The sequence below is a fragment of the Janthinobacterium sp. FW305-128 genome (assembly GCF_020858135.1).
Lineage (GTDB): Bacteria > Pseudomonadota > Gammaproteobacteria > Burkholderiales > Burkholderiaceae_D > Janthinobacterium.
Map to the genome: position 1 here is coordinate 428564 of NZ_JACYMK010000003.1, position 22619 is coordinate 451182.

A 22619-nucleotide genomic window follows, 5' to 3' on the forward strand; every position below is an offset into this window, starting at 1 on the left:
TTGTAGGAAATATATCATATTTTGCTTGTGGCTGCTGAGCTGATGTCCTGCAGAATTATATTTGTTGCTTGGTCGCCACTTTAATGGACGCCATCTTACTCCATTCGGCTTAATCAAATGTCATCAAGTCGTCATCCCCGGCCTTTAATATGCAAATAACAAGTCTGAAATACTTTTGTTAATTGTGGCGCGCCGGCCCATCCTGCGGGACCGGCGCCATCTATTTACCGACCGGGATCCTCATGCACACCTCGTTTTCCCCCTTGCGCACGCCGCTGCGCCTGACCGTCCTGGCTACCCTGCTGGCCAGCCTGTCCGTGCCGGCCCTGGCGGCTTCCGATATCGTCATCAGCCAGGTGTATGGCGGTGGCGGCAACAATGGCGCGCTGTATCGCAACGATTTCATCGAACTGTTCAACCGCGGCGCCAGCCCCGTGAACCTGAGTAACTGGAGCGTGCAATACGCGTCCGCCGCCGGTTCGAGCTGGGCCGTGACGGCCTTGCCGGCTATCGATTTGCAACCGGGCCAGTATTTGCTGGTCCAGCAAGCCAAGGGGACGGGCGGCACGCAGGACTTGCCCGCGCCGGATGCCTCGGGCAGCCTGGCCATGTCTGGAACGGCCGGCAAGGTGTTGCTGAGTAATAACAAGACGGCCCAGACGGGCACCAGCCCCACGGGCGCCGCCGTCGTCGACCTCGTCGGTTTCGGCACGGCCAACGGTTTTGAGGGCGCCGTCGCGCCCGCGCCATCGAATACCCTGTCGATTGCGCGCGCGAATGGCGGCTGCGGCGACACGGACGATAACAGCGTGGACTTCGCCGCCGGCAGCGTGACGCCGCGCAACACCGCTTTCGAGCGCCACGTCTGCGGCGGCCCCGTCGTGCACCAGATCATCACCAGCTGCCCGGCCAGCCTGGCGCTGGCGCTGGGCAGTGGCGGCAGCGCCGTACTGCGCGCGTCCGACGCGGATGGCGTGGTGAATGCTGCTACCTTGAGCTCGCCGGCCGTGGCCGGCATCAGCCTGGCCAATTTCAGCGCGGCCGGCGTGGCGGGCGAGAGCGCCAGCGTGAGCCTGCTGGTGGCCGCTGGCGTGCCGGTGGGCAATTATCCTGTCATCGTCCAGTTCGGCAACGACCAGCAGCAAAGCGCCAGCTGCAAGATCGACGTGGCCGTGCAAGGCCTGGCCGCCATCAGCCACACGATCCCGCAAATCCAGGGCAGCGGTGCAAGCAGCCCCTACGCCAATTCCGTGCAGACGACCGAGGGCGTCGTCACCCTGAAGGTGGGCACGGGTTTCTTCATGCAGGACGCGGCCGGCGACGGCGACCCGTCGACCTCGGACGGCATCTTCGTGTACACGGGCGCGGCCGTTACCACCGTGCAGCCGGGCGAGCTGGTACGCGTGACGGGCACGGTGTTCGAATATACGCCGTCGGGCGCGAAAAATTCCTATACGGAACTGAAGGACGTGACGGCCATCCTCACGCAAAGCGCGGGCCACAGCATCGTGCCGGCGAATGTGACCTTGCCGAACGACAACCTGGCAGCCGTGGAAGGCATGCTGGTGCGTTTCACGCAACCGCTGACCGTCTCGCAAAACGCCTACCTGGGCGCGCGCGGCGAACTGACCTTGTCGGCGGGACGGCGCGAAGTGCCGACCAACCGCTATCCGGCTGGATCGAACGAAGCGCAAGCCTTGATCGCCGCCAATGCGAACAACCTGATCGTGCTCGATGATGGCATTTTCGTGGCGCCGCCGACGATACCGTACATCGGCCAGGACAACACCGTGCGCAGCGGCGACACGGTGGCCGACCTGACGGGCGTGGTGGATTTCGGTGCCATCGGCGGTGGCGGCGCCGCCTACAAATTGCAGCCGACGCAGACGCCGCAATTCTCGCGCGACAACCCGCGCACGGGCAGCCCTGAACTGCCATCCGGTAACGTCAAGGTAGCCAGCGCCAACGTGCTGAATTTCTTTACGACCTTTACGAATGGCAATAACGTGTTTGGCCAGACGGGGCAGGGCTGCACCGTGGGTTCGTCGACCACCAAGTCGAACTGCCGCGGCGCCGACAACCTGGCCGAGTTCGTGCGCCAGCGCGACAAGATCGTGGCCGAACTGAAAGCCATCGATGCGGACGTGGTGGGCTTGATGGAAATCCAGAACAATGGCGAAACGGCCGTCACTTACCTGGTCGAGCAATTGAACGCTGCCATCGGCGGCGTCACGTATGCCGTGGTGCCGAAGCCGGCCGCGACGGGCACGGACGCCATCCGCGTGGCCATGATCTACAAGCCAGCCAAGCTGGGCCTGGTGGGCGGCGCCCTGTCGGACGCCAACGCCATCAACAACCGTCCGCCGATGGCGCAAACGTTCAAGGCCGCCAACGGCGAGAAATTCTCGCTGGTCGTCAACCACCTGAAATCGAAGGGCAGCTGCCCTTCGAGCGGGCTGGACGCGGACCAGAACGATAGCCAGAGCTGCTGGAACGCCACCCGCGTGCAGCAGGCCCAGCGCCTGGTGGGCAGCTTCGTGCCGCAGGTGGCGGCCGCTGCCGGCGACGCGGACGTGCTCGTCATCGGCGACTTGAATTCGTATGGCGCGGAAGACCCGATCCAGGTCATCACGGGCGCCGGCTTCGTCAATGAACTCGAGCGTTTCGTGCGCCCGTCCGGCATGCCGTATTCCTACGTATTCGGCGGCCAGAGCGGCTACCTCGACCATGCCCTGGCCAGCGCTTCGCTGAGTCCGCAAGTGGCGGGCGTGGCCGAATGGCATGTGAATGCGGACGAGCCGGAAGTGATCGACTACAACATCGATGCGGCCAAGCCGCAAGACCTGTACAACGCCTTGCCCTACCGCGCCTCGGACCACGACCCCGTCGTCGTCAGCCTGGACCTGCAGCCCGCCTACCGCGACATCACGGCCGCCGTCTCGACGTCTAGCTCAGGCCTGACGTTCAACCGCGCGACGCAAAAGTACACGGGCACGTTCGCCTTCACCAACACGGGCACGGCGGCCATCAGCGGTCCGTTCCAGGTGGTGTTCGGCGGCTTGCCGGCAGGAGTCAGCCTGGCGAATGCCACGGGCAGCCATGCGGGCGCGGCCTATGTCACCGTCAACGCGGCCAGCCTGGCGCCCGGTGCGACGGCGTCGTTCGCCGTCAGCTTCACCAATCCGTCTAAAGTGACGATCAATTACTCCGCCAGCATTTTTGCCGGCAACTTCTAAGGACTTGACCATGTTGACAACGAAATTCAACCTTACCCTGCACCGCGCCGTCCTGGCCGCCGTGCTGGCCGCCAGTTCCAGCGTGGCACTGGCGGACCCGCTCGGCTACCACGTGGAAATCGACACGCGCCAGTTCTCGGGCGCCGGTTTCCTCGACTTCGCCTTTATCGCCGGCAACAGCCCGGCACCGGGCGCCAGCGCCGTGCTCAGCAATTTCTCGGGCGCCTTTGGCGCGCTGGCGTCGCAGGAAGGCAATGTCAGCGGCAGCTTGCCGGGCACCTTGACCTTCGGCAATAGCGGTGCATACAACGACTGGTTTCACAACGTGACCCTGGGCGGCAAGTTCGGTTTCAACGTCGTTTTTGGCGGCGACTTCCTGAACACGGCCGGCAACGCGGGCACGACGTTTGGCGTGGGCTTGCTCGACGCCAGCGGCACGGCCTACCTGGGCAATGTGAACGGCAACCTCGTGCAATTCGAATTGACGCCGCTCAATGGCGGCTTGCCTGCCAGCATCGCCGGCAGCACGTATGCCAGCATCGCGTCGATCTCGGCCGTGCCGGAAGCGTCGGAATGGATGATGCTGACGGGCGGCCTGGCGCTGATCGGCTTTGCCCTGCGCCGCCGCCAGCCTGTCACGCGCGCATAGTCTTGCCAAGCAGAACACAGCGCGCCTGCGGGCCGCTGTGCTTCGCCTATTTAGTCGCAATAGCTATAAATCAGGAAACTAAATTGTATTGGTCACCGTTTTACGCTTGATGCATAGTAAAAAACTTGTCGGGCCGTCTAGTTTTCATGGAGGGCCGCCAACTTTTTCGGAAGGATGCATCATGCGCCGTCATATTCTGCTGCTCGATCCCGCGCCCGCCATGCAAGCCTTGTTGCTGCATAACCTTGAAGGTGCCGGCTACCGGGTCAGCTGCGCCCCGGACGCGCGCGGCGCGCAGGCGCTGATGGCCGTGGATGCGCCCGACTTGCTGCTGCTGGAATGGGAGTTGCCGGACGCCTCGGGTATTACCTTGCTGCGCCAGTTGCGCCAGGATGGCCAGCTGTGCGACTTGCCCATCATCATGGCCAGCGCGCGCGACAGCGAACAGGACAAGGTACTGGCGCTGGAAAGCGGTGCCGACGACTATCTGTGCAAGCCTTTCGGTCCCCGTGAAATGCTGGCCCGCGTGCACGCGCTGCTGCGCCGGCGCACCCCATCGGCCTGGCGCCCAGGCGCAAACACGGCCGGCGCCACCGTCTTGCGGCTCGACCCGCATACCCAGCGCGTGACGGCCGGCAGCGTGCCCGTCAGCCTGGGCCGCGTGGAATTCAAGCTGCTGCATTTCCTCATGGACCATCCCGGACGCGTGCATAGCCGCGCGCACCTGCTGGACCAGGTGTGGGGCCATGCGGCGTATCTTGACGAACGCACGGTCGATGCCCACGTTGGGCGCTTGCGCCACGCGCTGCAGCCGGGCGGCTGCGGCCACCGCATCGAAACCGTGCGCGGCAGCGGCTACCGTTACCTGGCCGCCGATGCCGCCAACGCCGCCGTGCGCGCATGATGCTGCTGACGGGGCGGGAGCAGGAATACCTGCTGCACGCCATACTCGGCGCGCATGGCATCGCCGAGTCCGGCGATTTCTTTCTGTGGAGCCAAGGGCCGTTGCAAACGCTGTTGCCGCACGACCTATTAATCTGCGCGCAGCTGGGCGCCGACGGGGCCGTGCTGCGCAGCGAAGCCTGGCACAGCATCGTGCCCGATCACGCGCAGTTGCGCGAGCGCCAGGGCCAGCTGGCGCGCCTGGCGCTGGCCTGGTGCGCGGGCGGCCAAAGGGCGGGCGTCATCGATGGCGTGCTGGTGCACGGCAGCGTGGGTGAGGGGGGCGGCAGCTTTTTTGCCCTGTTCGCCATGGGAACCGTGGACGCGGCACGCCAGGCATACGCGCTGGAATTGCTGCTGCCCTACCTGCACCTGCACTGGCTGGCGCTGCCAGGCAGTACACGTGCGCCCCTGGCCGGGCCGGGCGCCACGCGCGCGGCCAGTGCGCGCGAGCTGGAAGTACTGCATTGGGTGCGCGAGGGGAAGAGCAATGACGAGGTGGGGCAAATCCTCGGCATCAGCGGCACCACCGTGAAAAGCCATTTGCAGCGCATCTATAAATTATTGGGCGTGAGCAACCGCACGCAAGCCGTCTCGCGCGGCATCGCGCTGCGCCTGCTCAGCCATTAACGCTGATCCTGTATTGTATTCTTGCCGTTGCCGCCGCCATCCTGCGTGTGTTCGATGCTGCCGGGCGACACCCGCGCCACGTCGGGGCTCGCTTGCAGGCGCGCCACTTCGTCCGCCGTCAGCATGGCGGCAAAGCCGTTGAAAGCCACCGTGTAGCGGTATTGCACCGGGGCGTCCGGTACCAGCGCCAGCACCGCGCGCTGCTGCGCTTCCAGCTGGGCCGTGTAGCGCCGCGCGGCGTCGCTGTTCGTATCGAGCCCATGTACGCCATCCGCCTGCGAGGCCAGCGGCGGGGCGCGCAATTGCACCAGATACGATAGCCGCGCCGCGGCGGCCTGCGCCGCGACAGGCAGCGCATGGACGCTGGCCAGGTCGGCCAGGATGGCAATACTGAGGCGAAATGCGGACATGCAAGCTCCCTTGGCGCATGGCGCCCATGCGCCGATTGTACGCGCGTCGCGCAAAAAAAACGCGCCCCGCAGGGCGCGCCGTGTTATTGCCTGGAGCGATACCGTTACAGCTTGGCATCCACCTTCACGTTGCGCTGGCTGGGGACGGCCAGCGGCAGCGGGTTGTTGGTCTCCACCGACAGCACGGTGGTGGACGCGGCCGCATTGTTGCCATCAAGGAAGACTACGCCGCCCAGGTAGCGCTTGCCCGTTTCCAGGCCCGACCAGCTGACGCCGGCTGTGGCGCTGCCGCCCACGTACACCTTGCTGGGCAGGGTGGCTTTCAGGTTGCCGCCCTTGTCGGCTGTCGTGACGACGGCCGACGACAGGCCGAAGCCGGTCGACACGCCATTTGCCACTTCGTAGCCGATCACGCACACCTTGTAGCTGCCCGCCGCCGGGGTGGTCAAGGTGATGGACTCGTTCGAACCGGCCGTGGCCGAGGTGGCGACGGTTGCGCCGGTACTGTTGAGCAGCAGCAGGTCGAGGTCATTGCCGGCGCCTTCCGTGGTGTCGCGGTCGAAAATTTCGAAGCGCGCCACGACGGTGCTGGCGGGAATGCTGACATTGACCGCGCGCACGCCGCTGCCGCCCGCCTTGCACGCGGCAGCCATCTGTTCCAGCGTGTCGACGCTGCCCGGCGCGGCCTGGCTGATGGTTTGCTCGCTGCGCGCCACTTCCTTCAGGCCGCCCGTCGCCGCGCCCACCTTGCCGGCAAAGCCGGTGGACAGCGTCAGCGAACGCAGGCCGCTGACCTTGTCGGCCTGCAGCAATGCCGGCGACTGTACCGCGCGGCCCGAGCGGGCCGTGACGGGGCTGCGCACCGTGTGCACGCCGTCGCTCCACACGAGGGCGCCGTACTGCCAGGCATTGTCCGGCGCCGTGGTGCGCGTCAGGGTCACGGTGAAGGACTTGGTTTCGCCGGGCGCGAGCAGCAGGGTGGCAGGCGAAACCGCCACGCTGTAGCCGCTGACCGAAGCGCTGGCCGTGTAGGTGGCGCTGCTGCTGCCCACGTTGGTGACGCGGCGCGTCACCGTTTGCGTGCCCAGCACGTTGCCGATGGTGATGGACGGCATGTTCAGGTTGTAGCCGGCCAGGGTGCCGCCCGCGCATTCGGCCGTCATGCCGACGCCGCACATGTATTTCTTGTAGTCGACCAGGCTGGCGTCATACACGAGGCCGGGATCGGTCGCCTTGTTCGGCGTCACGTGGCCGGCGCCCTGGCCCCAAGGCAGGATGCCGCGCGCGTCGCCCGCCTGGATGTCGGGCAGGGTGGTGCTGCCGGTCGTCATCAGGGCCGATTTGATGGCGGCCGGGCTCCAGTCCGGATGCTGCTGGCGCAGCAGGGCGGCCAGGCCGGCCACGTGCGGGCTGGCCATCGAAGTGCCTTGCAGGAAGATGTAGGCTTGCGGCGGCACCAGGCTGCCATCCTGCACGGCGTCGCGCTGGGCGCGCGACAGGGCAGGCGTGCCGCCGGCCAGGATGTCCACGCCAGGGGCCGTGACGTCCGGCTTGAGCAGGTTGGCGTCGTACAGGTTCGGGCCGCGTGACGAGAAGTCGGCCACCACGGGGGCGGCGGGGCCGTTGCCGTTGGTGACGAAACGCGAGATGGCGGCCGTGGCCGTGCCCGTTTGCGCCTGGGCATTGATCAGCGCGCCATCGGCGGCGCTCACGTGCACGGCCGGCAGCACGTGCGGGTCGGATACCAGACCGATGCCCGTGTCGACCAGCACCATGCCGGCGCCGCCCGCTTCGAGCACGGCGACGCCCTTGTCGGTACGCGCCGTGGTGCCGCGCAGGCAGCTGACGACCTTGCCGGCCACCTTGGCCGGGTCCAGCAGGGCCACGCCGCCGTTGTCGCCGGCGCGGTAGCACAGGGCCAGTTTTTGCGCATCGGCGCCGGGCAAGCCCGCATCCTGGGCGCGGATCAGGGTGGTGGCCGGCAGCGGGTTGTAGTTGAGCGAGGCGCCTGTGTAGCTGGCGCCGTTGCTAAGAGTCACTTTGGCCTGGTTGGCGCGGTTGTGCGTCGAAGCGGCCACGGTGGTGATCCATGGGCTGACGTGGGCCACGGTATTGGCTGGCCCCGCATTGCCGGCGGACGCGGCAACGAAGACGCCCGCGTTCGACGCGTGCAGGAACGCTTGCTCGACCGGGTCGTTGACGGTGCCGCCGCCGCTGATCGAGTAATTGATCACGTGTACGCCGTCCTGTACGGCTTTTTCGATCGCCGCCACGCTGTCGCCGCCGTAGCAGCCGTTTTTCGCGCCGGTCGGCTGGGTGGCCAGGTTGTACGACCAGCACACCTTGTAGACGGACAGGCGGGCGCGCGGCGCCACGCCGGAAATGGCGCCCAGCGGCGAACCGCCGACGGTGACGGGCACGCCCGCATTGCCGCCCGCGGTGGATGAGGTATGCGTGCCGTGGCCGCCTTCGCCATTCGGGTCGCCGATGGAATCGCGCGGCGAGGTGTATTCGCTCCAGTGCTGGATCTTGTCCGTCTCGGTCAGGCGCACGGCGTTGAAATACTGCGCGCCGAGCAGCTTGTTGTTGCAATGGTCTTGCGTAAAGCCTTCGCCCGTCTGGCAGCTGCCTTTCCAGGCGGCTGGCGGAGCGCCGTAGGCCAGGGTGGCGTTCGGGTCGAAGGTCGGTGCGCCGTTGGCGTCGACCTTGTCCGCATACGACAGATTTTCCGGCCACACGCCGCCATCGACGATGCCGATGATGATGTCTTCGCCCGCATGCTGCTTGCCGCCCAGCTGGCTCCATAGGCCGCCCGGCTGGTCCAGGCCCAGGAAGGTGGGCGTGTAGTTCGTCTGCAGGGCGCGCGGCTCGTCGGGGGCGATGCTGGCCACCTCGCCGCTCGCTTGCAGCTGGCGCACTTCGGCGTCCGTCAGCAGGGCGGAGAAACCGTTGAGGACGATCTTGTACTGGTATTGCACGGGCGCGGCGGCGACGAGTGCTTGTACCCGGGCCTGTTTCTGCTCAAGGTAGTCGCCGTACAGCTGCACTTGCGCGCTGGCCAGGTCGAGGCGGCCGCCGGCGGCAGGCTGGGTGGCGCTCAGGCCTTCCACCGAGCCGGTGTAGGAGGCGATCGGTTTGTCGGTCAGTTGCACGATGTAGGGGCGGCGCAGGTCGTCGGCGTGGGCCTGGAAGCTGAGGCTGGCAAACAGGCTCAGCACGGCGAGCGAAATGGGACGCAAGGCGGGACGGAATGTCATGTAAGGGTTTCCTGTATCGGTATCGGAGTCAAAAAGAGGCGGCAATCAGGCTTGCTTGCTGCGGCGGCGCGCCGCGAAACCGATGCCTGCCAGGCCCAGCAGCAGCATCGCGTAGGTCGATGGCTCCGGTACCGAGGCGACGATATTGTCGAGCGCAAACTGGCCCTTGTTGCTGTTGAAGGCGTTGCAACTGCCGGCTGTGTTGCAAGTGAAACCGAAGAAGGCCAGCGACGCGAACTGCTGGCTGCCGAAGTTGGCGCTGGTGTTGTAGCGCTGGAACTGGAAGTTGCCGCCGAGCGGGCCGCCCAGCTGGTACGTTTCATACATGTAAGAGCCGTCCGCATAGAAGCCTTGCACGCGCAGCAGGCCGGCCACGGCCGGATAGGTGACGCCCTGGGCATAGCCGATGAAGCTGGCATCGAAACCTTGCAGGCTGACGCTGCCGCCCGTCTTCAGCGGGTCCAGGTAGACGATGCCGTCGTTGAGGGCCGCATAGTAATTGCTCGTATTGTTGGTCGGGCACGCCATGCCGCAGGCGGCCGGGTCCGTGCCGTCGAAGACTGCGCCGACCAAGTCGCCATTACTGGCGCCGTCGGCATTTGAGAGGCCCGTCAGCAGGAAATTTTTGAATTCCAGCGAGTCGCCGTGGCCGACGAACTGGCTGTCGAGATTATCGAAGTTGATCACGTCCGCGACGGCGGCGGGAGCCCAGGCGGCGGACAGGGCCAGGATGGCGGCGCCGGTCCACTGCTTGGCCGAGAAAGGACTTGCTGCGGCAGTTGCCTTCGGATGCACAATACGAGTCATGAATTTTCCCTTGGTGATTATGTCGGATGCAATATGTTTTGCGTCTTGGATGCTGTCTTGGATGCTCTCTCCTGCGCGGCCGGATAGGATCAACGCGGACCCATGCGTAGAAAATTGATTTTTACTATAGCAAAAGAGGCAATTTCATTGTTTGATATTCTTTCAAATTTAATTTGAAAGTTACAAATAATGAATGAATAAAATTCATCATTTACTATGGTTTGACAACCAAAAGTAGATAGTTTCCGCATTGAAAATAGTTGAATAATTGACTAGCCAGCCAGGCGCGCGCGGCGCCGTGGCCCTTTCGTACACACTGGATGGTTTCCGCAGGAATTTGTTGTTCACAGAGCAAAGAAAAGATTGTATTAACCATAACCGGCATGGTAGGCTGATAAGCATCAGGCAAGCGCGTGTCGCCCGTGCGTGGTCATCCGCCGCGCACAGCGACGCAATGTATTGAAGGTAGGCAATAAGGAGTTACCGGATGCATGCAGCACACAGGCAGAACCTTGCGGCAACGCGCCATGCGCGCGGCTTTACCTTGCTCGAACTGCTGGTGGTCATCGTGATCATCGGCTTGCTGGCCGCATATGTCGGCCCCAAGTATTTCGCCCAGCTGGGCAAATCCGAAGTGACGGTGGCCAAGGCGCAGATCGAGGCGTTTGAAAAATCGCTCGACACCTACCGCCTCGACGTGGGCCGCTATCCGACCACGGAAGAAGGCCTGGCCGCGCTGCTGGCCGCGCCGCCCGCCGCCGGCACGCGCTGGAATGGCCCTTACCTGAAAAAAGCCGTGCCGCTCGACCCCTGGGGCCATGCGTATCAATACCGCGCGCCCGGCAGCAAGGGCGAATATGACATTGTCTCGATGGGCAAGGATGGCCAGCCCGGCGGCAGCGGCGAAAACGCCGACATCAGCTCGCAATAACGCCAGCGCCATTCTTTTTCCTACGGACAAGCCATCATGCAGTTTGAAGTACGCGCGCTTTCCACGGACCAGGCCGTAGCTACCTTGCATACGTGCGTGATCGACGGCCGCGACGAGGCGGACGCGCGCCGCCAGGCCGAGGCGCGCGGCCTGTTCGTCAGCGCCATCCGCCCCGTGCGGGCCACGCCGTTCAGCGCGGCCGGGCGCCAGCGGGCGCGGGCCTTGCCCCTGCTGCTGTTCAGCCAGGAATTGCTGGCGCTGCTGCAAGCGGGCCTGGGCATCGTCGAAGCGCTGGAAGCCTTGCTGGAAAAGGAAGCGTCGCCGGCCACGCGCAGCGTGCTCACGCGCCTGCTGGAAGGCTTGCGCGAAGGCAAGCGCTTTTCCGCCGTGCTGGCAGAGCAGGCCGAACTGTTTCCCCCCTTGTATATCGGCATCGTCAAGGCGGCCGAGGGCACGAGCGACTTGCCGCGCGCGCTGTCGCGCTACATCGACTACCAGCAGCGCATCGATACGGTGCGTGGCAAGATCGTCAGCGCCGCCATCTATCCGACTATTTTGCTGGCCGTGGGCGGCGGCGTCAGCGCCTTTCTGATCAGCTATGTGGTGCCCCGTTTCGCCGAGGTCTACCAGGGCGCCGGGCGCAATCTGCCGTGGATGTCGCAAGTGATGCTCAGCTGGGGCCAGTTCGTCACGCAGCATGGCGTGCTGCTGTTGCTCGGACTGCTGATCACCGGCAGCGGCGTGTTCACTGCCGTGCGGCGCGCGCTGCGCCATGGCGGCGTGGCGCGCCTGCTGGCGAAGTTGCCGGGCATCGGCGAGCGCGTGCGCATCTATGAACTGTCGCGCCTGTACCTGACCCTGGGCATGCTGGCCGAAGGGGGCATTACCATCGTGCAGGCGATTGCCACCGTGCAAGCGATGGTCTCGCCGGGCATGCAGGCCTCCTTGCAAGGCGCGCGCGGCGCCATCGAGGCGGGCCAGCCGCTGTCGTCCGCCTTCGAGCAGCATCAATTGACGACGCCGATTTCCCTGCGCATGCTGCGCGTGGGCGAGCGCACGGGCGACATGGGGCCCATGCTGACGCAGTCGGCCGCCTTTTACGACGGCGAAATCAGCCGCTGGATCGACCGTTTTACGCGCACCTTCGAACCCTTGCTGATGGCCGCCATCGGCCTGGTCGTGGGCGCCATCGTGATCCTGCTGTACATGCCCATCTTTGACCTTGCCGGCGATATTTCATGATGCCATCCGCAGCCGAATCCACCGCAGCCATCGCGGCCATCGACCCCGCGCTGCTGCAGCGCGCGCGCATGCTGAGCCGGCAATCGAAGCGCAGCCTGGTCGAGGAATTGCAGGAGCTGAGCGGCATCGAGGCGCGCGCCGTGGTGCGCGCACTGGCGCGCCCGTTCGGCCTGGACGTGCTGGAAACGGCCGACATGCTGGCCTTGTCTCCCGCCTTCGATGTGCTGCCCCTGTCGCAGGCACTGGCGCGCCACAGCGTGCTGCTGCGCGCCGCCGACGGTCAGCTGCTGGGCGTGATCGCCGACCCCTTCGACCTCGACCTGCAAACCTGGCTCGGCGCGCGCGCGGGGCAGGGCGTGTTGGACGTGCGCCTGGCGCTGCAGGCCGACATCGGCGCCTACCTGTCGAAGCAGGAAGAATCGGCGCGCGCCGTCGACAGCCTGCTGCCCGGCGCGGCGAACGATGCGCGGCGCGACGGCAAGACGGCCGCCGTGCTGTCGTTCGCCAGCGTGTCGGAAGCGGCCAGCCCCGCCGTCAAGCTGGTCAACTCGACCCTGTATGACGCCCTGAAGGCGGGCGCCTCGGACATCCACCTGGAAAGCACGGCCGGCGGCCTGGCCGTCAAATACCGCGTCGACGGCGTGCTCGATCACGCCACGTCCGTCAACGGCATCGAAGTGGCCGAGCACATCATCTCGCGCCTGAAAGTGCTGGCCGAACTCGATATCGCCGAGCGCCGCGTGCCGCAGGACGGCAGCTTCCGCGTCGAGGCGGGCGGGCGCGAAATCGATTTGCGCGTCTCCATCATGCCCAGCATCCATGGCGAGGACGCCGTCATCCGCATCCTCGACAAGCGCGCCATGATCGAGGCCTACGGCGCGCTGACCCTGGAAGCGCTGGGCTTTGACGCGCCCTCGCTCGAAGCCCTGCGCGCGCTGGCCCAGGAAGCCTACGGCATGCTGCTCGTGACCGGTCCCACGGGCTCGGGCAAGACGACGACCCTGTACGCGGCGCTGACGGAAATCCATAACGGGCGCGAAAAGATCATCACCATCGAAGACCCCGTCGAATACCAGCTGCCCGGCATCCTGCAAATCCCCGTGAATGAAAAGAAGGGGCTGACCTTCGCCAAGGGATTGCGCTCGATCCTGCGCCACGACCCCGATAAAATCATGGTGGGCGAGATCCGCGACCGCGAGACGGCGGAAATCGCCGTGCAATCGGCCCTCACGGGCCATCTGGTGCTCACCACCGTGCATGCGAATAATGTGTTCGACGTTTTTGGCCGCTTTACGCACATGGGCATCGATCCGTATGCTTTCGTCTCGGCCCTGAACGGCATCTGGGCACAGCGCCTGATCCGCACCAACTGCCCCCATTGCGCCACCGACTACACGCCCGACGATGGAGAACTGGCCAGCGTGGGCCTGGCGCGCGCCGACGTGGCAGGCTATGAATTCAAGCAGGGCAAGGGCTGCGGCGACTGCCGCGGAACGGGCTACAAGGGACGCCGCTCGATCGCCGAGATTCTCGTGCTGACCGATGAAATCCGCGAACTGATCGTCGATAAAAAACCGATCCGCCAGATCAAGGCGGCCGCGTATGCGAACGGCACGCGCAGCTTGCGCCTGGCGGCGCTGGAACTGGTCAAGCGGGGCGCCACCACCATCACGGAAATCAAGAGGGTCACCCTGCATGCGTAGCGGTTTTGCGAAGTTGAGATTTGAGAGATTTGGACAGGCATTGCGCTTGGGCGTGGCGGCGGATGGCTTGAGCTTGTGGCGCGGCAGCCGCTGGCGCGCGCCCGCCTGGACGCCGTTGGGCGAAGCCGCGTATGTGCCGGACGCCGGTCAAGGCCTGCATGGCGATTTTTCCGCCCTGGGCCAGGCGCTGGCGCAGTTGCTGGAGCGGCTGCTGCCGACGGACCAATACGCGGGCTGGCCCTTGTCCGTGGTGCTCGACGACGCTTTGGCGCGCCTGTGGCAGGTGGACTTGCCGCAGGGCGCCGCGCGTCTGGCCGACATCGAGGCGGCCGCCGCGCTGCGCTTCCAGTCGCTGTATGGCGATGCGCCCGGCCTGTGGCACAGCAGCAGTGCCTGGGATGCGCGCGTGCCGTTTTTCTGCGCCGTGCCCCGTGCGCTGCTGGCGCAGCTGACGCGTGTGGCGGCCGACCGCAAGCTGGCTCTGATTTTTATTACGCCGCAATTCGCGCGCCACTGGAACCGCTGGCACGGCGCATTGAAACCGGGCGCCTGGTTCGGCCAGTTGCAGGAAAACGCCTTGACCCTGGGCGTGCGGCACGATGGCCGCCTGTGCGCCGTGCGCGCGCTGCCCGTGCCGGCTGGTGCCGGCAGGGACTGGCTGGTGCAGACGCTGGCGCGCGAGGCGCTGCTGCAAGGCGTGACCGCACCGGCGCTGCTGCAGCTGTGCGGCACGCCGCCGCCCGCATGGCTGACGCCGACACAAGAGTTCCACTGCCAGGTTTTTTCCACGCCGGACGGGGAAGGCGCTTTGTCGCCGGCCGCCCGGCTGGCCCACAGCGGAGGCGTGGCATGACGCGCCTCGATATCGATTTCGCGCCGCCTGGCTGGCGCCGCAGCCTGCACCGCGTGCCCGCCTGGGCATGGGGCACGGGGGCGCTGGGCATGGTGCTGGTCGTCACGGCGGCGTACAGCGGCAGCGCTGCGCTGCAGCGCCAGCAGCTGCGCGAGGGGCAGTTGCAGCGCGCGCAGCAACGCGTGCTGGCCGCCACGCTGGGCCCGGCGCCTGCGCCGCAAATGGCCATCGCACCGGCGCAGGCGGCGGCCGTGAATGCGGCCATCCTGCAATTGAACCTGCCGTGGCGCGACCTGCAGGATGCGCTGGCCAGCGCCACGCCGCCCGCCATCGCGCTGCTGGCGCTGGAGCCGGACGCGCGCAAGCGCGTGCTGAAGATCACGGCCGAAACGACCGGCAGCGACGCCATGGTGGCCTATATCGCGCAATTGAAGCAGCAGGAGCTGTTCGGCTCCCGCGTGCAGCTGCTGCGCCATGAAATCAACGCGCTCGATCCGAACAAACCCTTGCGCTTCCAGCTTCAAGCGCAGTGGGGCACGCCATGACGGCCATCGATATCAATATCTTGCGCCTGCGCGCGCAATTGCTGCTGCGTCGCCTGGGCGTGCCCGCCTGCCTGGCCGTGCTTTTGCTCGCACTGGGGATCGCCGCCTGGGCGTGGGCCTGGCAGCAGCGCGCCGTGGCGGCGCTGCTGGAAGCGCGGCCCTTGCCGCAGCCGGCGCTGGCCGTGGCTGCTCTGGCGCCGCCGGCGACGGCCAGCGAGAACCTGGCCCGTTTTTATGCCGCGCTGGGGCCGCAGCGCCATGCGGAGCAGCAGGTCAAGCAGCTGTTCGACCTGGCCGCGAAAAACGGCTTGCTGCTGGCGCAGGGCGAATACAAGAGCGGTTACGACAAGGCCAGCCGGGTCGCCACCTGGCAGGTGACCTTGCCGCTGAAGGGCAGTTATGCGGCCGTGTGGCAGTTCGCGCTGCAAGCGCTGCGCGCCGTCCCCTTTGCCTCGCTCGACGAACTGAGTTTTCGCCGCGAGCAGATCGCCGATACGCAACTCGAAGCGCGCCTGCGCCTGACCTTTTATCTGACCGATACGCCTGGCGTTGCGGGAGAAACACCATGACCCCGCGCCATTGGCTCATGCTGGCCGGCGTGCTGGGCGCGGGCGCCTTGCTGCTGTTCGGCGAGCGTCAGCCCGTGGCCGACGTGGCGGAAGCCGTGGAGCGGGCCGTCGCGCCCGCGCGTAAGCCGGCCGGCAAAGCGGAGGCAGCGCAGCCGGCCATCCTGGCCCTGCTGCCGCGCAGCGAAGTGGCGGGCGAGGATGGTGACACCTTTGGCGGCGCCGGCGCTGTCTTCCAGAGCCAGAACTGGAATCCGCCGCCGCCGAAAATGGCGGTGACGGCTGCGCCGCCGCCACCGCCGCCGACGGCGCCGCCGCTGCCCTTCGTCTACCTGGGCAAGGCGGCCGCCGACGGCGCCTGGGAAGTGTTTTTGTCGCGCGCCGACAAGACGTATATCGTGCGCGCCAATACCGTCATCGATGGCGCCTACAAGGTCGTGACGATCGCGCCGCCCGTCATGACGCTCACCTATCTGCCGTTGAACCAGGTTCAGCAGCTCAACATTGGAGTACTCGAGTGATGTCTCGTTCCTTTTCACCGGCGCCTTTGCTGGCGTTGCTGGTGCTGCTGTCCGGCTGCGCGGGGCAGCAAGCTTACCGCGACGGGCGCGAGCTGATTGCGCAAGATCAGATCCCGGCCGGCCTGCAAAAACTGCAGGAGGCGCTGCAGCAGGACCCCGGCAACGCGCAATACCGCAGCGCGTATCTACAGGCGCGCGAACGGGCCACCAGCAGCCGCTTGCAGCAGGCCGAGCGCCAGGCGCAGGCGGGAAAGGGCGACCTGGCGCGCACCTCCTTCATGAGCGTGCTGGAAATCGATGCGCAGAACGAGCGGGCCAGCAGCGGCTTGCGCGCGCTCGAACGAGAGCAGCGCCAGGGCAAGCTGCTGGCCGAAGCGCAGAAGGATCTTGACGCCAAGCGCTACGACCCCGCGCGCCAGCGCCTGAACGCCATCCTCACGGAGCAGCCGAATCACGCCGGCGCGCGCGCGCTGCTGCGCGAGGTCGATGAAAAAACGGCGCCGCCCGTGGTCGAATCGGGCCTGGCCAAATCGTACAAGCAGCCGATCACGATCGAATTTCGCGACGCGCCGTTAAAACAGGTGTTCGAGCTGATCGCGCGCCGCTCGGGACTCAATTTCGTCTTCGACAAGGACGTCAAGGCGGACGCGAAAACCTCGATCTTCCTGAAAAACAGCACGGTGGAATCGGCCGTCTACTTCCTGCTGGTGACGAACCAGCTGGAGCAGCAGGTGATGGATGCGAACACGATTTTGATCTACCCGAACGTGGCGGCAAAATTGAAGGAGTACCAGGAAGTGCTGGTAAAGACCTTCTTCCTGGCGAACGCGGATGCCAAGCAGGTGGCCAACACGCTCAAGACCATTTTGAAGACGCGCGACGTGGTGGCCGATGAAAAGCTCAACCTCGTCATCGTGCGCGACACGCCCGAGGCGATCCGCCTGGCCGAGCGCCTGATCGCGCTGCAGGACGTGCCCGAAGCGGAAGTGGTGCTGGAACTGGAAATCCTCGAAGTCAAGCGCAGCCGCCTGATGGAACTGGGCGTGGCCTGGCCATCGAGCCTGACCCTGACGCCACTTTCCACCTCGGGCGGCGTGGGGCTGACCATCAACGACCTGAATAACCTGAACCAGCGCACCATCGGCGTGAGCGACCTGTCCGTGACGGCGAATGCCAAGAAGACGGATGGCGACGCGAATATCCTGGCCAATCCGCGCATCCGCGTGCGCAACCGGGAAAAGGCGAAGTTCGTCATCGGCGACAGGGTGCCCGTGGTGACCACCACGATTTCGCCGGGCACGGGCGGCTTCGCTTCCGAGTCGATCAGCTACCTGGACGTGGGCTTGACGGTGAACGCCGAGCCGACCATCTATTTGAATAATGAAGTGGGCATCCGCATTTCGCTCGAAGTGAGCAACCTGGGGGCGGCCACCACCACCCGCAGCGGCTCGACCCTGTATCAGATCGGCACGCGCCAGGCCTCGACCATGCTGCAACTGAAGGATGGCGAAAACCAGGTGCTGGCTGGCCTGATCAACAATGAGGAGCGCAGCTCGGGCAACAAGGTGCCGGGCCTGGGCGACATCCCCGTGCTGGGACGGCTGTTCGGCAGCAGCAAGGACGACAGCCAGAAGACGGAAATCGTGCTGTCGATCACGCCGCACCTGGTGCGCACCGTGCAGCGTCCGGAAGCGAAGGAATCGGAATTCTCGGCCGGCACGGAAGGCAGCTTCCGCCGCCGTCCCGACATGGCGGCCAAGGCGCCCACGCAGATGCCGGGCACGGTCATCGTGCGTTCCGGCCCGTCGGCCGTCGGCATGCAGCCGGCGCCGGCGCAGCCGATGATGACGCCGGGCCAGGTGCCATCGACCTTGCCGCAGAGCGTGGCGGCGCCGGAAGTGGCGCCGTCGCCCGAGCCGGCCGCGTCGCCTTTGCCGATATCGTCGGGCCAGCCCGTACCGCTGCAGGCGGCACCCTTGCCGCTGTCGTCGAGCCAGCCGGTGCCGGTGGTGCCGCCGCCCGCCAAATGAGCGTGACGCGCGCGCAGGGCGGATTCACCCTGATCGAACTGCTGGTGACCCTGGCCATCCTGGGCGTGCTGGCCACCCTGGTGATCCCCGTCACGCAGGTGACGATGCAGCGGCGCCAGGAGCAGGAATTGCGGCGCGCGCTGCGCGACATCCGCCAGGGGCTCGACGCCTATAAACGGGCTGGCGACGAGGGCCGCATCCTGCGCGCGCCCGACGCCAGCGGTTATCCGAAAAGCCTGGAACTGCTGGTCGAGGGCGTGCCGGACCAGCGCAACCCGAAGCGCAGCAAACTGTTTTTCCTGCGCCGCGTGCCGCGCGACCCGTTCAACGGCGACGCTGGTCTGAGCGACGCGCAAACGTGGGGCAAGCGCAGCTACGCCAGCGAAGCGGCCGAGCCGCGCGAGGGCGACGATGTCTACGATGTGTATTGCACGTCCGGCAAGACGGGCTTGAACAACGTGCCTTACCGTTTATGGTGAACCATGCCCGCTGAAAACGCCCCACGCCGCAGGCGCGGCTTTACCCTGATCGAATTGCTGGTGGTGCTCGGCATCGTGGCGCTGCTGCTGACCCTGGCCGTGCCGCGCTACTTTCCCAGTCTCGACAAGGCGAAGGAAACCGTGCTGGCGGATAACTTGCGCAACCTGCGCACCACCATCGACCAGTTCCACGGCGATACGGGGCGCTACCCCGATTCGCTGGAGCAACTGGTGGAAAAGAAATACCTGCGCGCCATGCCCATCGATCCCATCACGGACAGCGACAGCAGCTGGCTGATCGTGCCGCCACCGGACGACACGCCGGGCCAGGTGTATGACGTGAAAAGCGGCGCGCCCGGCAAGGACCGCAGTGGCACGCCGTTCGCCGACTGGTAGCGGCCATGTACCGTTCTGCGCGCCGCCAGCGCGGTTTTACTTACCTGGGCCTGATCATTCTGGTGGCTATTCTGGGCCTGGTAGGGGCGGCCGGGCTGAAGATGGGCTCCTTGCTGCAGCGCCAGGCGGCCGAGCAGGAATTGCTCGATATCGGCGCGCAGTTTTCAGACGCCCTGTACAGTTATGCGGCGGCCACGCCGCCGGGCCAGCCGCAACAGCCGCCGACCCTGGCCGCCTTGCTGCGCGATCCCCGTACGCCCCAGCTGCGCCGGCACCTGCGCAAGTTGTTTGTCGATCCCATCACGGGCCGCGCCGAGTGGGGCTTGCTGTATCAGCCGGGCAGCAACGGCATCATCGGCGTGTACAGCCTGTCCCAGGCTGCGCCATTAAAGGTTGGCAACTTCGAGGCCCGGTTCGCCGGCTTCGAAGGCAAGGCGCATTTCTCGGAATGGCGCTTCATGGTCGATGCACGGGTGTCATCCGTGCCGTCTGCGGGACCGGCAGCTGTGCCAGCGAGTGATGAGGACAGCATCGCGCCCGCCTTGCCCGCGTCACCGTTGTTTTTTCGCCCTGTTACCCCACCGCAAGAACAAACGCCACCAGAGCCAAATGAACAGCTTGAACCGCAAAATTCCGCCGAAAACACTGCCGAATAGACGGTTTTACCTTAAAACATGGAAAAAATAAATGTATGCCTCGGTAACTATTTTTCCCTGGAAATTCATAGATGCCGGCAAATAGTTCATTTCGAAAATAGTTATCCTTGGTGAAACTTAGATAAAAAATTTATAAGTAATTCAATGCAATTATGTTACCATTCTGTTCAGTACTTCCGGTACTAATAAACTATTGGTGGCCTGCGCATTGCAGCCATAAATTACTTTTTAAGGGATAAGCTATGAAATTGAAATTTATCGCTGCAGGCATCATGGCAGCAGCATCGTTCAGCGCGTCGGCAGCAACCTACGACCTGGGCATTCTGGACCCAGCCGGTTCCGATACCCTGTCGGCTTTCACGACCAAGTTCGCGATCAATTCGCAGATCAATGATTCGTGGACCTTCCAGTTGCTGGCTCCATCGTCGACTTCGTTCGGTGCACTGCAAACGTTCTCCGTTGCTAACGGCGCGATCAAGGATTTCGCCGCTACCCTGGTCGGCTATGGCGATCTGGCCAAGAGCACGGCTAGCGGTATCCAGAATCTGAGCTGGGCAGGCGAATTGGCCGCTGGCACCTACACGGTGCAAGTCACGGGTCTGACCCTGGTGAAAAATGTTCAGTACGTAGGCACGGTTTCGGCCCTGCCAGTACCAGAACCAGAAACCTATGGCATGCTGCTGGGCGGCCTGGCATTGGTTGGCGCCGTGGCACGCCGCCGCGCCAAGAAAGCTGCATAAGCTTTCGCTGCAATGAAAAAAACCCGCTCCGGCGGGTTTTTTTTCGTCTGGATCATTTGTGCAAGGCAGTACGCCGGCATCAACATCCTGCGCAATATGGGCAAGCTGCGCAGGACCAGGTGCCAAGTCGAAGACAGTACGCCAGTACGGCGAGACGCCGGCAACAACGTCCTGCGCAATCTGGACAAGCCGCGCAGGGCCAGGTACCAAGTCGAAGACAGTATGCGAGTACGCGACACGCCTGCAACAACATCCTGCGCAATCTGGACAAGCTGCGCAGGACTAGGCGCCAAGTCGAAGACAGTACGCCAGTACGGCGAGACGCCGGCAACAACGTCCTGTGCAGCTTGTCACGCGTGGCGCTTGAAGTCGCGGAAGCGGAAGCCAACTGCAAATAACGTCGCAAAGTACGCCACGCCGCACAGGGCCACCACCAGGGCCAGGGCACCGGCCCGCAGCAGCGGATGGGCTTGCATGGCGATCCAGTCGATGCGCATGGCGCCAGCATACGCCACGCCGCCCATCACGATGAGTGCCGGCAGCAGGCGCGCGAAGAATTTGGCCCAGCCCGGTTTCGGCTGGTAGATGCCGCGCTTGCGCAAGCCCCAGTACAGGAAACTGGCATTCAGGCAGGCGCCCAGGCCGATCGACAGGGCCAGGCCGGCCACGGCGATGTAGGGCACGAACAGCAGATTCATCAGCTGCGTGGCGATCAGCACGCCGATGGCGATTTTCACGGGCGTGCGGATGTCCTGGCGCGCATAGAAGGCGGGCGCCAGGGTTTTGACGAGGATGATGCCGATCAGGCCCAGGCTGTAGGCCACCAGCGGCTGCGTCGACATGGTGACGGATTCGGCTGTGAACTTGCCGTAGTGAAACAATGTCGCGATCAGCGGCGTGGCCAGGGTCGCCATGCCGACGGCGGCGGGCAGGGCCAGCAGGAAGGTCAGGCGCAAGCCCCAGTCCAGCAGGGCCGAGTATTCCGTCTTGTCGCCGTCCACGTTCGCTTTCGACAGGCTGGGCAGCAAGATGGTGCCCAGGGCCACGCCCAGCATGGCGGTCGGGAACTCCATCAGGCGGTCCGCATACGACAGCCAGGAAATACTGCCTTCGGCCAGGCGCGAGGCGATGCTCGTGTTGATCATCAGGCTGATCTGCGCAGCAGACACGGCGAACACGGCTGGGCCCATCTTTTTCAGCACGCGGCGCACGCCGCCGTCGGACAGGCCGATGGCGGGATTGATCGACAGCCGCGGCAGCATGCCGATCTTGATCAGCGCGGGAATCTGGATGGCCACCTGCAGCAGGCCGCCGGCGAACACGGCGATGGCCATGGCGTAGATCGGCTGTTTCAAGTATGGCGCGAGGAACAGCGAGGCGGCGATGAAGGACAGGTTCAGCAGCACCGGCGTGAACGCGGGAATCTTGAATTCGCGCCAGGTATTCAAGATGCCGCCGGCCAGGGCCACGAACGACATGCAGGTAATATAAGGGAACATCAGTCGCGTCATCCACACGGCCGCGTCAAAAGCGCCCGGGTCCTTGGACAGGCCCGTGGCGATCACGTAGACGAACCACGGTGCGCCGACGATGCCGATGGCGGACACGAGCAGGGTGGCCCAGACGAGGGTCGTGGCCACATGGTCGGCCAATTGCTTGCTCGCTTCCTGGCCGTGCTGGTTCTTGTATTCAGACAAGATCGGTACGAACGCTTGCGAGAACGCCCCCTCGGCAAACAATCGGCGCAACAGGTTGGGGATGCGGAAGGCAACAATGAAAGCGTCCGTGTAGGCGCCGGCGCCAAAGGCGCGCGCGAACAGGCTTTCGCGCAATAATCCGGTTACACGGGACAGCATGGTCATGCTGGAAATGGCGGCGAGGGTTTTAAGCAAGTTCATGGGGGGAGATTATAGCCGGGCGCGGTACCGTTAAACGCTTAAAATATGGTAACAAACGCTGCCGATTAGCTGCGCATTCGCCCTTGCCAGCCCCATTTTCAGGTGTTTTTGGCGTGATACACGGTTTT

General features: G+C 65.0%; 20 protein-coding genes. 16 read left to right on the forward strand and 4 right to left on the reverse strand.

Annotated elements, in window-relative coordinates:
- Positions 1 to 242 precede the first annotated feature (242 nt).
- The 4 genes from IGS60_RS09560 to IGS60_RS09575 all read left to right on the forward strand — a co-directional run bounded on the left by IGS60_RS09560 (position 243) and on the right by IGS60_RS09575 (position 5457).
- Positions 243 to 3236: an ExeM/NucH family extracellular endonuclease gene (locus tag IGS60_RS09560; RefSeq protein WP_230504007.1), complete on the forward strand. Its 2994-nt coding sequence runs from the start codon at positions 243 to 245 to the stop codon at positions 3234 to 3236.
- A 10-nt stretch (positions 3237 to 3246) separates the two neighbouring features.
- Positions 3247 to 3885, forward strand: coding sequence for an NF038129 family PEP-CTERM protein (locus IGS60_RS09565; protein WP_230504008.1), 639 nt, complete (start codon positions 3247 to 3249; stop codon positions 3883 to 3885).
- Between the two features lie 181 nt (positions 3886 to 4066).
- The gene (locus tag IGS60_RS09570; protein WP_230504010.1) at positions 4067 to 4789 is read left to right on the forward strand and encodes a winged helix-turn-helix domain-containing protein; all 723 of its coding nucleotides are present in this window, start codon (positions 4067 to 4069) and stop codon (positions 4787 to 4789) included.
- On the forward strand, positions 4786 to 5457 hold the full coding sequence (locus IGS60_RS09575) for a LuxR C-terminal-related transcriptional regulator (RefSeq protein WP_230504012.1): 672 nt from the start codon (positions 4786 to 4788) through the stop codon (positions 5455 to 5457). The genes IGS60_RS09570 and IGS60_RS09575 overlap by 4 nt, the downstream gene beginning before the upstream one ends.
- On the opposite strand, the gene IGS60_RS09580 is transcribed toward IGS60_RS09575, so the two are convergent.
- The 3 genes from IGS60_RS09580 to IGS60_RS09590 form a co-directional block, all read right to left on the reverse strand.
- Positions 5454 to 5867, reverse strand: a complete 414-nt coding sequence (locus IGS60_RS09580; RefSeq protein WP_230504014.1) for a protease inhibitor I9 family protein — start codon at positions 5865 to 5867, stop codon at positions 5454 to 5456. The genes IGS60_RS09575 and IGS60_RS09580 overlap by 4 nt on opposite strands.
- Before the next feature lie 104 nt (positions 5868 to 5971).
- Positions 5972 to 9124: a S8 family peptidase gene (locus tag IGS60_RS09585; protein ID WP_230504016.1), complete on the reverse strand. Its 3153-nt coding sequence runs from the start codon at positions 9122 to 9124 to the stop codon at positions 5972 to 5974.
- A gap of 45 nt (positions 9125 to 9169) precedes the next feature.
- Positions 9170 to 9931, reverse strand: a complete 762-nt coding sequence (locus IGS60_RS09590) for an NF038120 family PEP-CTERM protein (protein ID WP_230504018.1) — start codon at positions 9929 to 9931, stop codon at positions 9170 to 9172.
- A gap of 487 nt (positions 9932 to 10418) precedes the next feature.
- On the opposite strand from IGS60_RS09590, the gene gspG reads away from it, so the two are divergent.
- The 12 genes from gspG (at position 10419) to IGS60_RS09650 (ending at position 20593) form a co-directional block, all read left to right on the forward strand.
- The gene (gene gspG, locus IGS60_RS09595; RefSeq protein ID WP_034782166.1) at positions 10419 to 10862 is read left to right on the forward strand and encodes a type II secretion system major pseudopilin GspG; all 444 of its coding nucleotides are present in this window, start codon (positions 10419 to 10421) and stop codon (positions 10860 to 10862) included.
- 36 nt (positions 10863 to 10898) lie between these two features.
- Positions 10899 to 12104, forward strand: coding sequence for a type II secretion system F family protein (locus IGS60_RS09600; RefSeq protein WP_070224740.1), 1206 nt, complete (start codon positions 10899 to 10901; stop codon positions 12102 to 12104).
- Positions 12101 to 13807, forward strand: a complete 1707-nt coding sequence (locus IGS60_RS09605) for a GspE/PulE family protein (protein ID WP_230504020.1) — start codon at positions 12101 to 12103, stop codon at positions 13805 to 13807. The genes IGS60_RS09600 and IGS60_RS09605 overlap by 4 nt, the downstream gene beginning before the upstream one ends.
- A 67-nt stretch (positions 13808 to 13874) precedes the next feature.
- On the forward strand, positions 13875 to 14660 hold the full coding sequence (locus IGS60_RS09610; protein WP_230504022.1) for a hypothetical protein: 786 nt from the start codon (positions 13875 to 13877) through the stop codon (positions 14658 to 14660).
- Positions 14657 to 15205: a hypothetical protein gene (locus tag IGS60_RS09615; RefSeq protein WP_070289628.1), complete on the forward strand. Its 549-nt coding sequence runs from the start codon at positions 14657 to 14659 to the stop codon at positions 15203 to 15205. Before IGS60_RS09610 ends, IGS60_RS09615 begins: the two co-directional genes overlap by 4 nt.
- A complete protein-coding gene (locus IGS60_RS09620; protein ID WP_230504025.1) occupies positions 15202 to 15774 on the forward strand; it encodes a hypothetical protein in 573 nt (190 codons plus the stop codon). Before IGS60_RS09615 ends, IGS60_RS09620 begins: the two co-directional genes overlap by 4 nt.
- Entirely contained in the window at positions 15771 to 16292 is a 522-nt protein-coding gene (locus tag IGS60_RS09625) for a hypothetical protein (protein ID WP_070308447.1), read from the forward strand. Before IGS60_RS09620 ends, IGS60_RS09625 begins: the two co-directional genes overlap by 4 nt.
- Positions 16292 to 18322: a secretin N-terminal domain-containing protein gene (locus IGS60_RS09630; protein ID WP_230504077.1), complete on the forward strand. Its 2031-nt coding sequence runs from the start codon at positions 16292 to 16294 to the stop codon at positions 18320 to 18322. Before IGS60_RS09625 ends, IGS60_RS09630 begins: the two co-directional genes overlap by 1 nt.
- On the forward strand, positions 18319 to 18801 hold the full coding sequence (locus IGS60_RS09635; protein WP_070221381.1) for a type II secretion system protein: 483 nt from the start codon (positions 18319 to 18321) through the stop codon (positions 18799 to 18801). Before IGS60_RS09630 ends, IGS60_RS09635 begins: the two co-directional genes overlap by 4 nt.
- A 3-nt stretch (positions 18802 to 18804) precedes the next feature.
- A complete protein-coding gene (locus IGS60_RS09640; protein WP_230504027.1) occupies positions 18805 to 19197 on the forward strand; it encodes a type II secretion system protein in 393 nt (130 codons plus the stop codon).
- Positions 19198 to 19202: 5 nt separating this feature from the next.
- Positions 19203 to 19853, forward strand: a complete 651-nt coding sequence (locus tag IGS60_RS09645; RefSeq protein WP_230504029.1) for a type II secretion system protein — start codon at positions 19203 to 19205, stop codon at positions 19851 to 19853.
- 242 nt (positions 19854 to 20095) lie between these two features.
- Entirely contained in the window at positions 20096 to 20593 is a 498-nt protein-coding gene (locus IGS60_RS09650) for an FxDxF family PEP-CTERM protein (RefSeq protein ID WP_070221384.1), read from the forward strand.
- Positions 20594 to 20943: 350 nt separating this feature from the next.
- Here the strand turns inward: IGS60_RS09650 and murJ are convergent, their stop codons facing one another.
- Entirely contained in the window at positions 20944 to 22491 is a 1548-nt protein-coding gene (gene murJ / locus IGS60_RS09655; protein WP_230504031.1) for a murein biosynthesis integral membrane protein MurJ, read from the reverse strand.
- Positions 22492 to 22619: the final 128 nt, after the last annotated feature.

What these genes read in the sequence shown, in the direction of transcription:
- IGS60_RS09585 (WP_230504016.1), bottom strand. Translation starts at nt 9,124, where the DNA reads ATGACATTCCGTCCCGCCTTGCGTCCCATTTCGCTCGCCGTGCTGAGC.
- IGS60_RS09645 (WP_230504029.1), top strand. Translation starts at nt 19,203, where the DNA reads ATGTACCGTTCTGCGCGCCGCCAGCGCGGTTTTACTTACCTGGGCCTG.
- IGS60_RS09580 (WP_230504014.1), bottom strand. Translation starts at nt 5,867, where the DNA reads ATGTCCGCATTTCGCCTCAGTATTGCCATCCTGGCCGACCTGGCCAGC.
- IGS60_RS09630 (WP_230504077.1), top strand. Translation starts at nt 16,292, where the DNA reads ATGTCTCGTTCCTTTTCACCGGCGCCTTTGCTGGCGTTGCTGGTGCTG.
- IGS60_RS09605 (WP_230504020.1), top strand. Translation starts at nt 12,101, where the DNA reads ATGATGCCATCCGCAGCCGAATCCACCGCAGCCATCGCGGCCATCGAC.
- IGS60_RS09570 (WP_230504010.1), top strand. Translation starts at nt 4,067, where the DNA reads ATGCGCCGTCATATTCTGCTGCTCGATCCCGCGCCCGCCATGCAAGCC.
- murJ (WP_230504031.1), bottom strand. Translation starts at nt 22,491, where the DNA reads ATGAACTTGCTTAAAACCCTCGCCGCCATTTCCAGCATGACCATGCTG.
- IGS60_RS09620 (WP_230504025.1), top strand. Translation starts at nt 15,202, where the DNA reads ATGACGGCCATCGATATCAATATCTTGCGCCTGCGCGCGCAATTGCTG.
- IGS60_RS09635 (WP_070221381.1), top strand. Translation starts at nt 18,319, where the DNA reads ATGAGCGTGACGCGCGCGCAGGGCGGATTCACCCTGATCGAACTGCTG.
- IGS60_RS09615 (WP_070289628.1), top strand. Translation starts at nt 14,657, where the DNA reads ATGACGCGCCTCGATATCGATTTCGCGCCGCCTGGCTGGCGCCGCAGC.
- IGS60_RS09590 (WP_230504018.1), bottom strand. Translation starts at nt 9,931, where the DNA reads ATGACTCGTATTGTGCATCCGAAGGCAACTGCCGCAGCAAGTCCTTTC.
- IGS60_RS09600 (WP_070224740.1), top strand. Translation starts at nt 10,899, where the DNA reads ATGCAGTTTGAAGTACGCGCGCTTTCCACGGACCAGGCCGTAGCTACC.
- IGS60_RS09575 (WP_230504012.1), top strand. Translation starts at nt 4,786, where the DNA reads ATGATGCTGCTGACGGGGCGGGAGCAGGAATACCTGCTGCACGCCATA.
- IGS60_RS09560 (WP_230504007.1), top strand. Translation starts at nt 243, where the DNA reads ATGCACACCTCGTTTTCCCCCTTGCGCACGCCGCTGCGCCTGACCGTC.
- IGS60_RS09565 (WP_230504008.1), top strand. Translation starts at nt 3,247, where the DNA reads ATGTTGACAACGAAATTCAACCTTACCCTGCACCGCGCCGTCCTGGCC.
- IGS60_RS09640 (WP_230504027.1), top strand. Translation starts at nt 18,805, where the DNA reads ATGCCCGCTGAAAACGCCCCACGCCGCAGGCGCGGCTTTACCCTGATC.
- IGS60_RS09625 (WP_070308447.1), top strand. Translation starts at nt 15,771, where the DNA reads ATGACCCCGCGCCATTGGCTCATGCTGGCCGGCGTGCTGGGCGCGGGC.
- gspG (WP_034782166.1), top strand. Translation starts at nt 10,419, where the DNA reads ATGCATGCAGCACACAGGCAGAACCTTGCGGCAACGCGCCATGCGCGC.
- IGS60_RS09650 (WP_070221384.1), top strand. Translation starts at nt 20,096, where the DNA reads ATGAAATTGAAATTTATCGCTGCAGGCATCATGGCAGCAGCATCGTTC.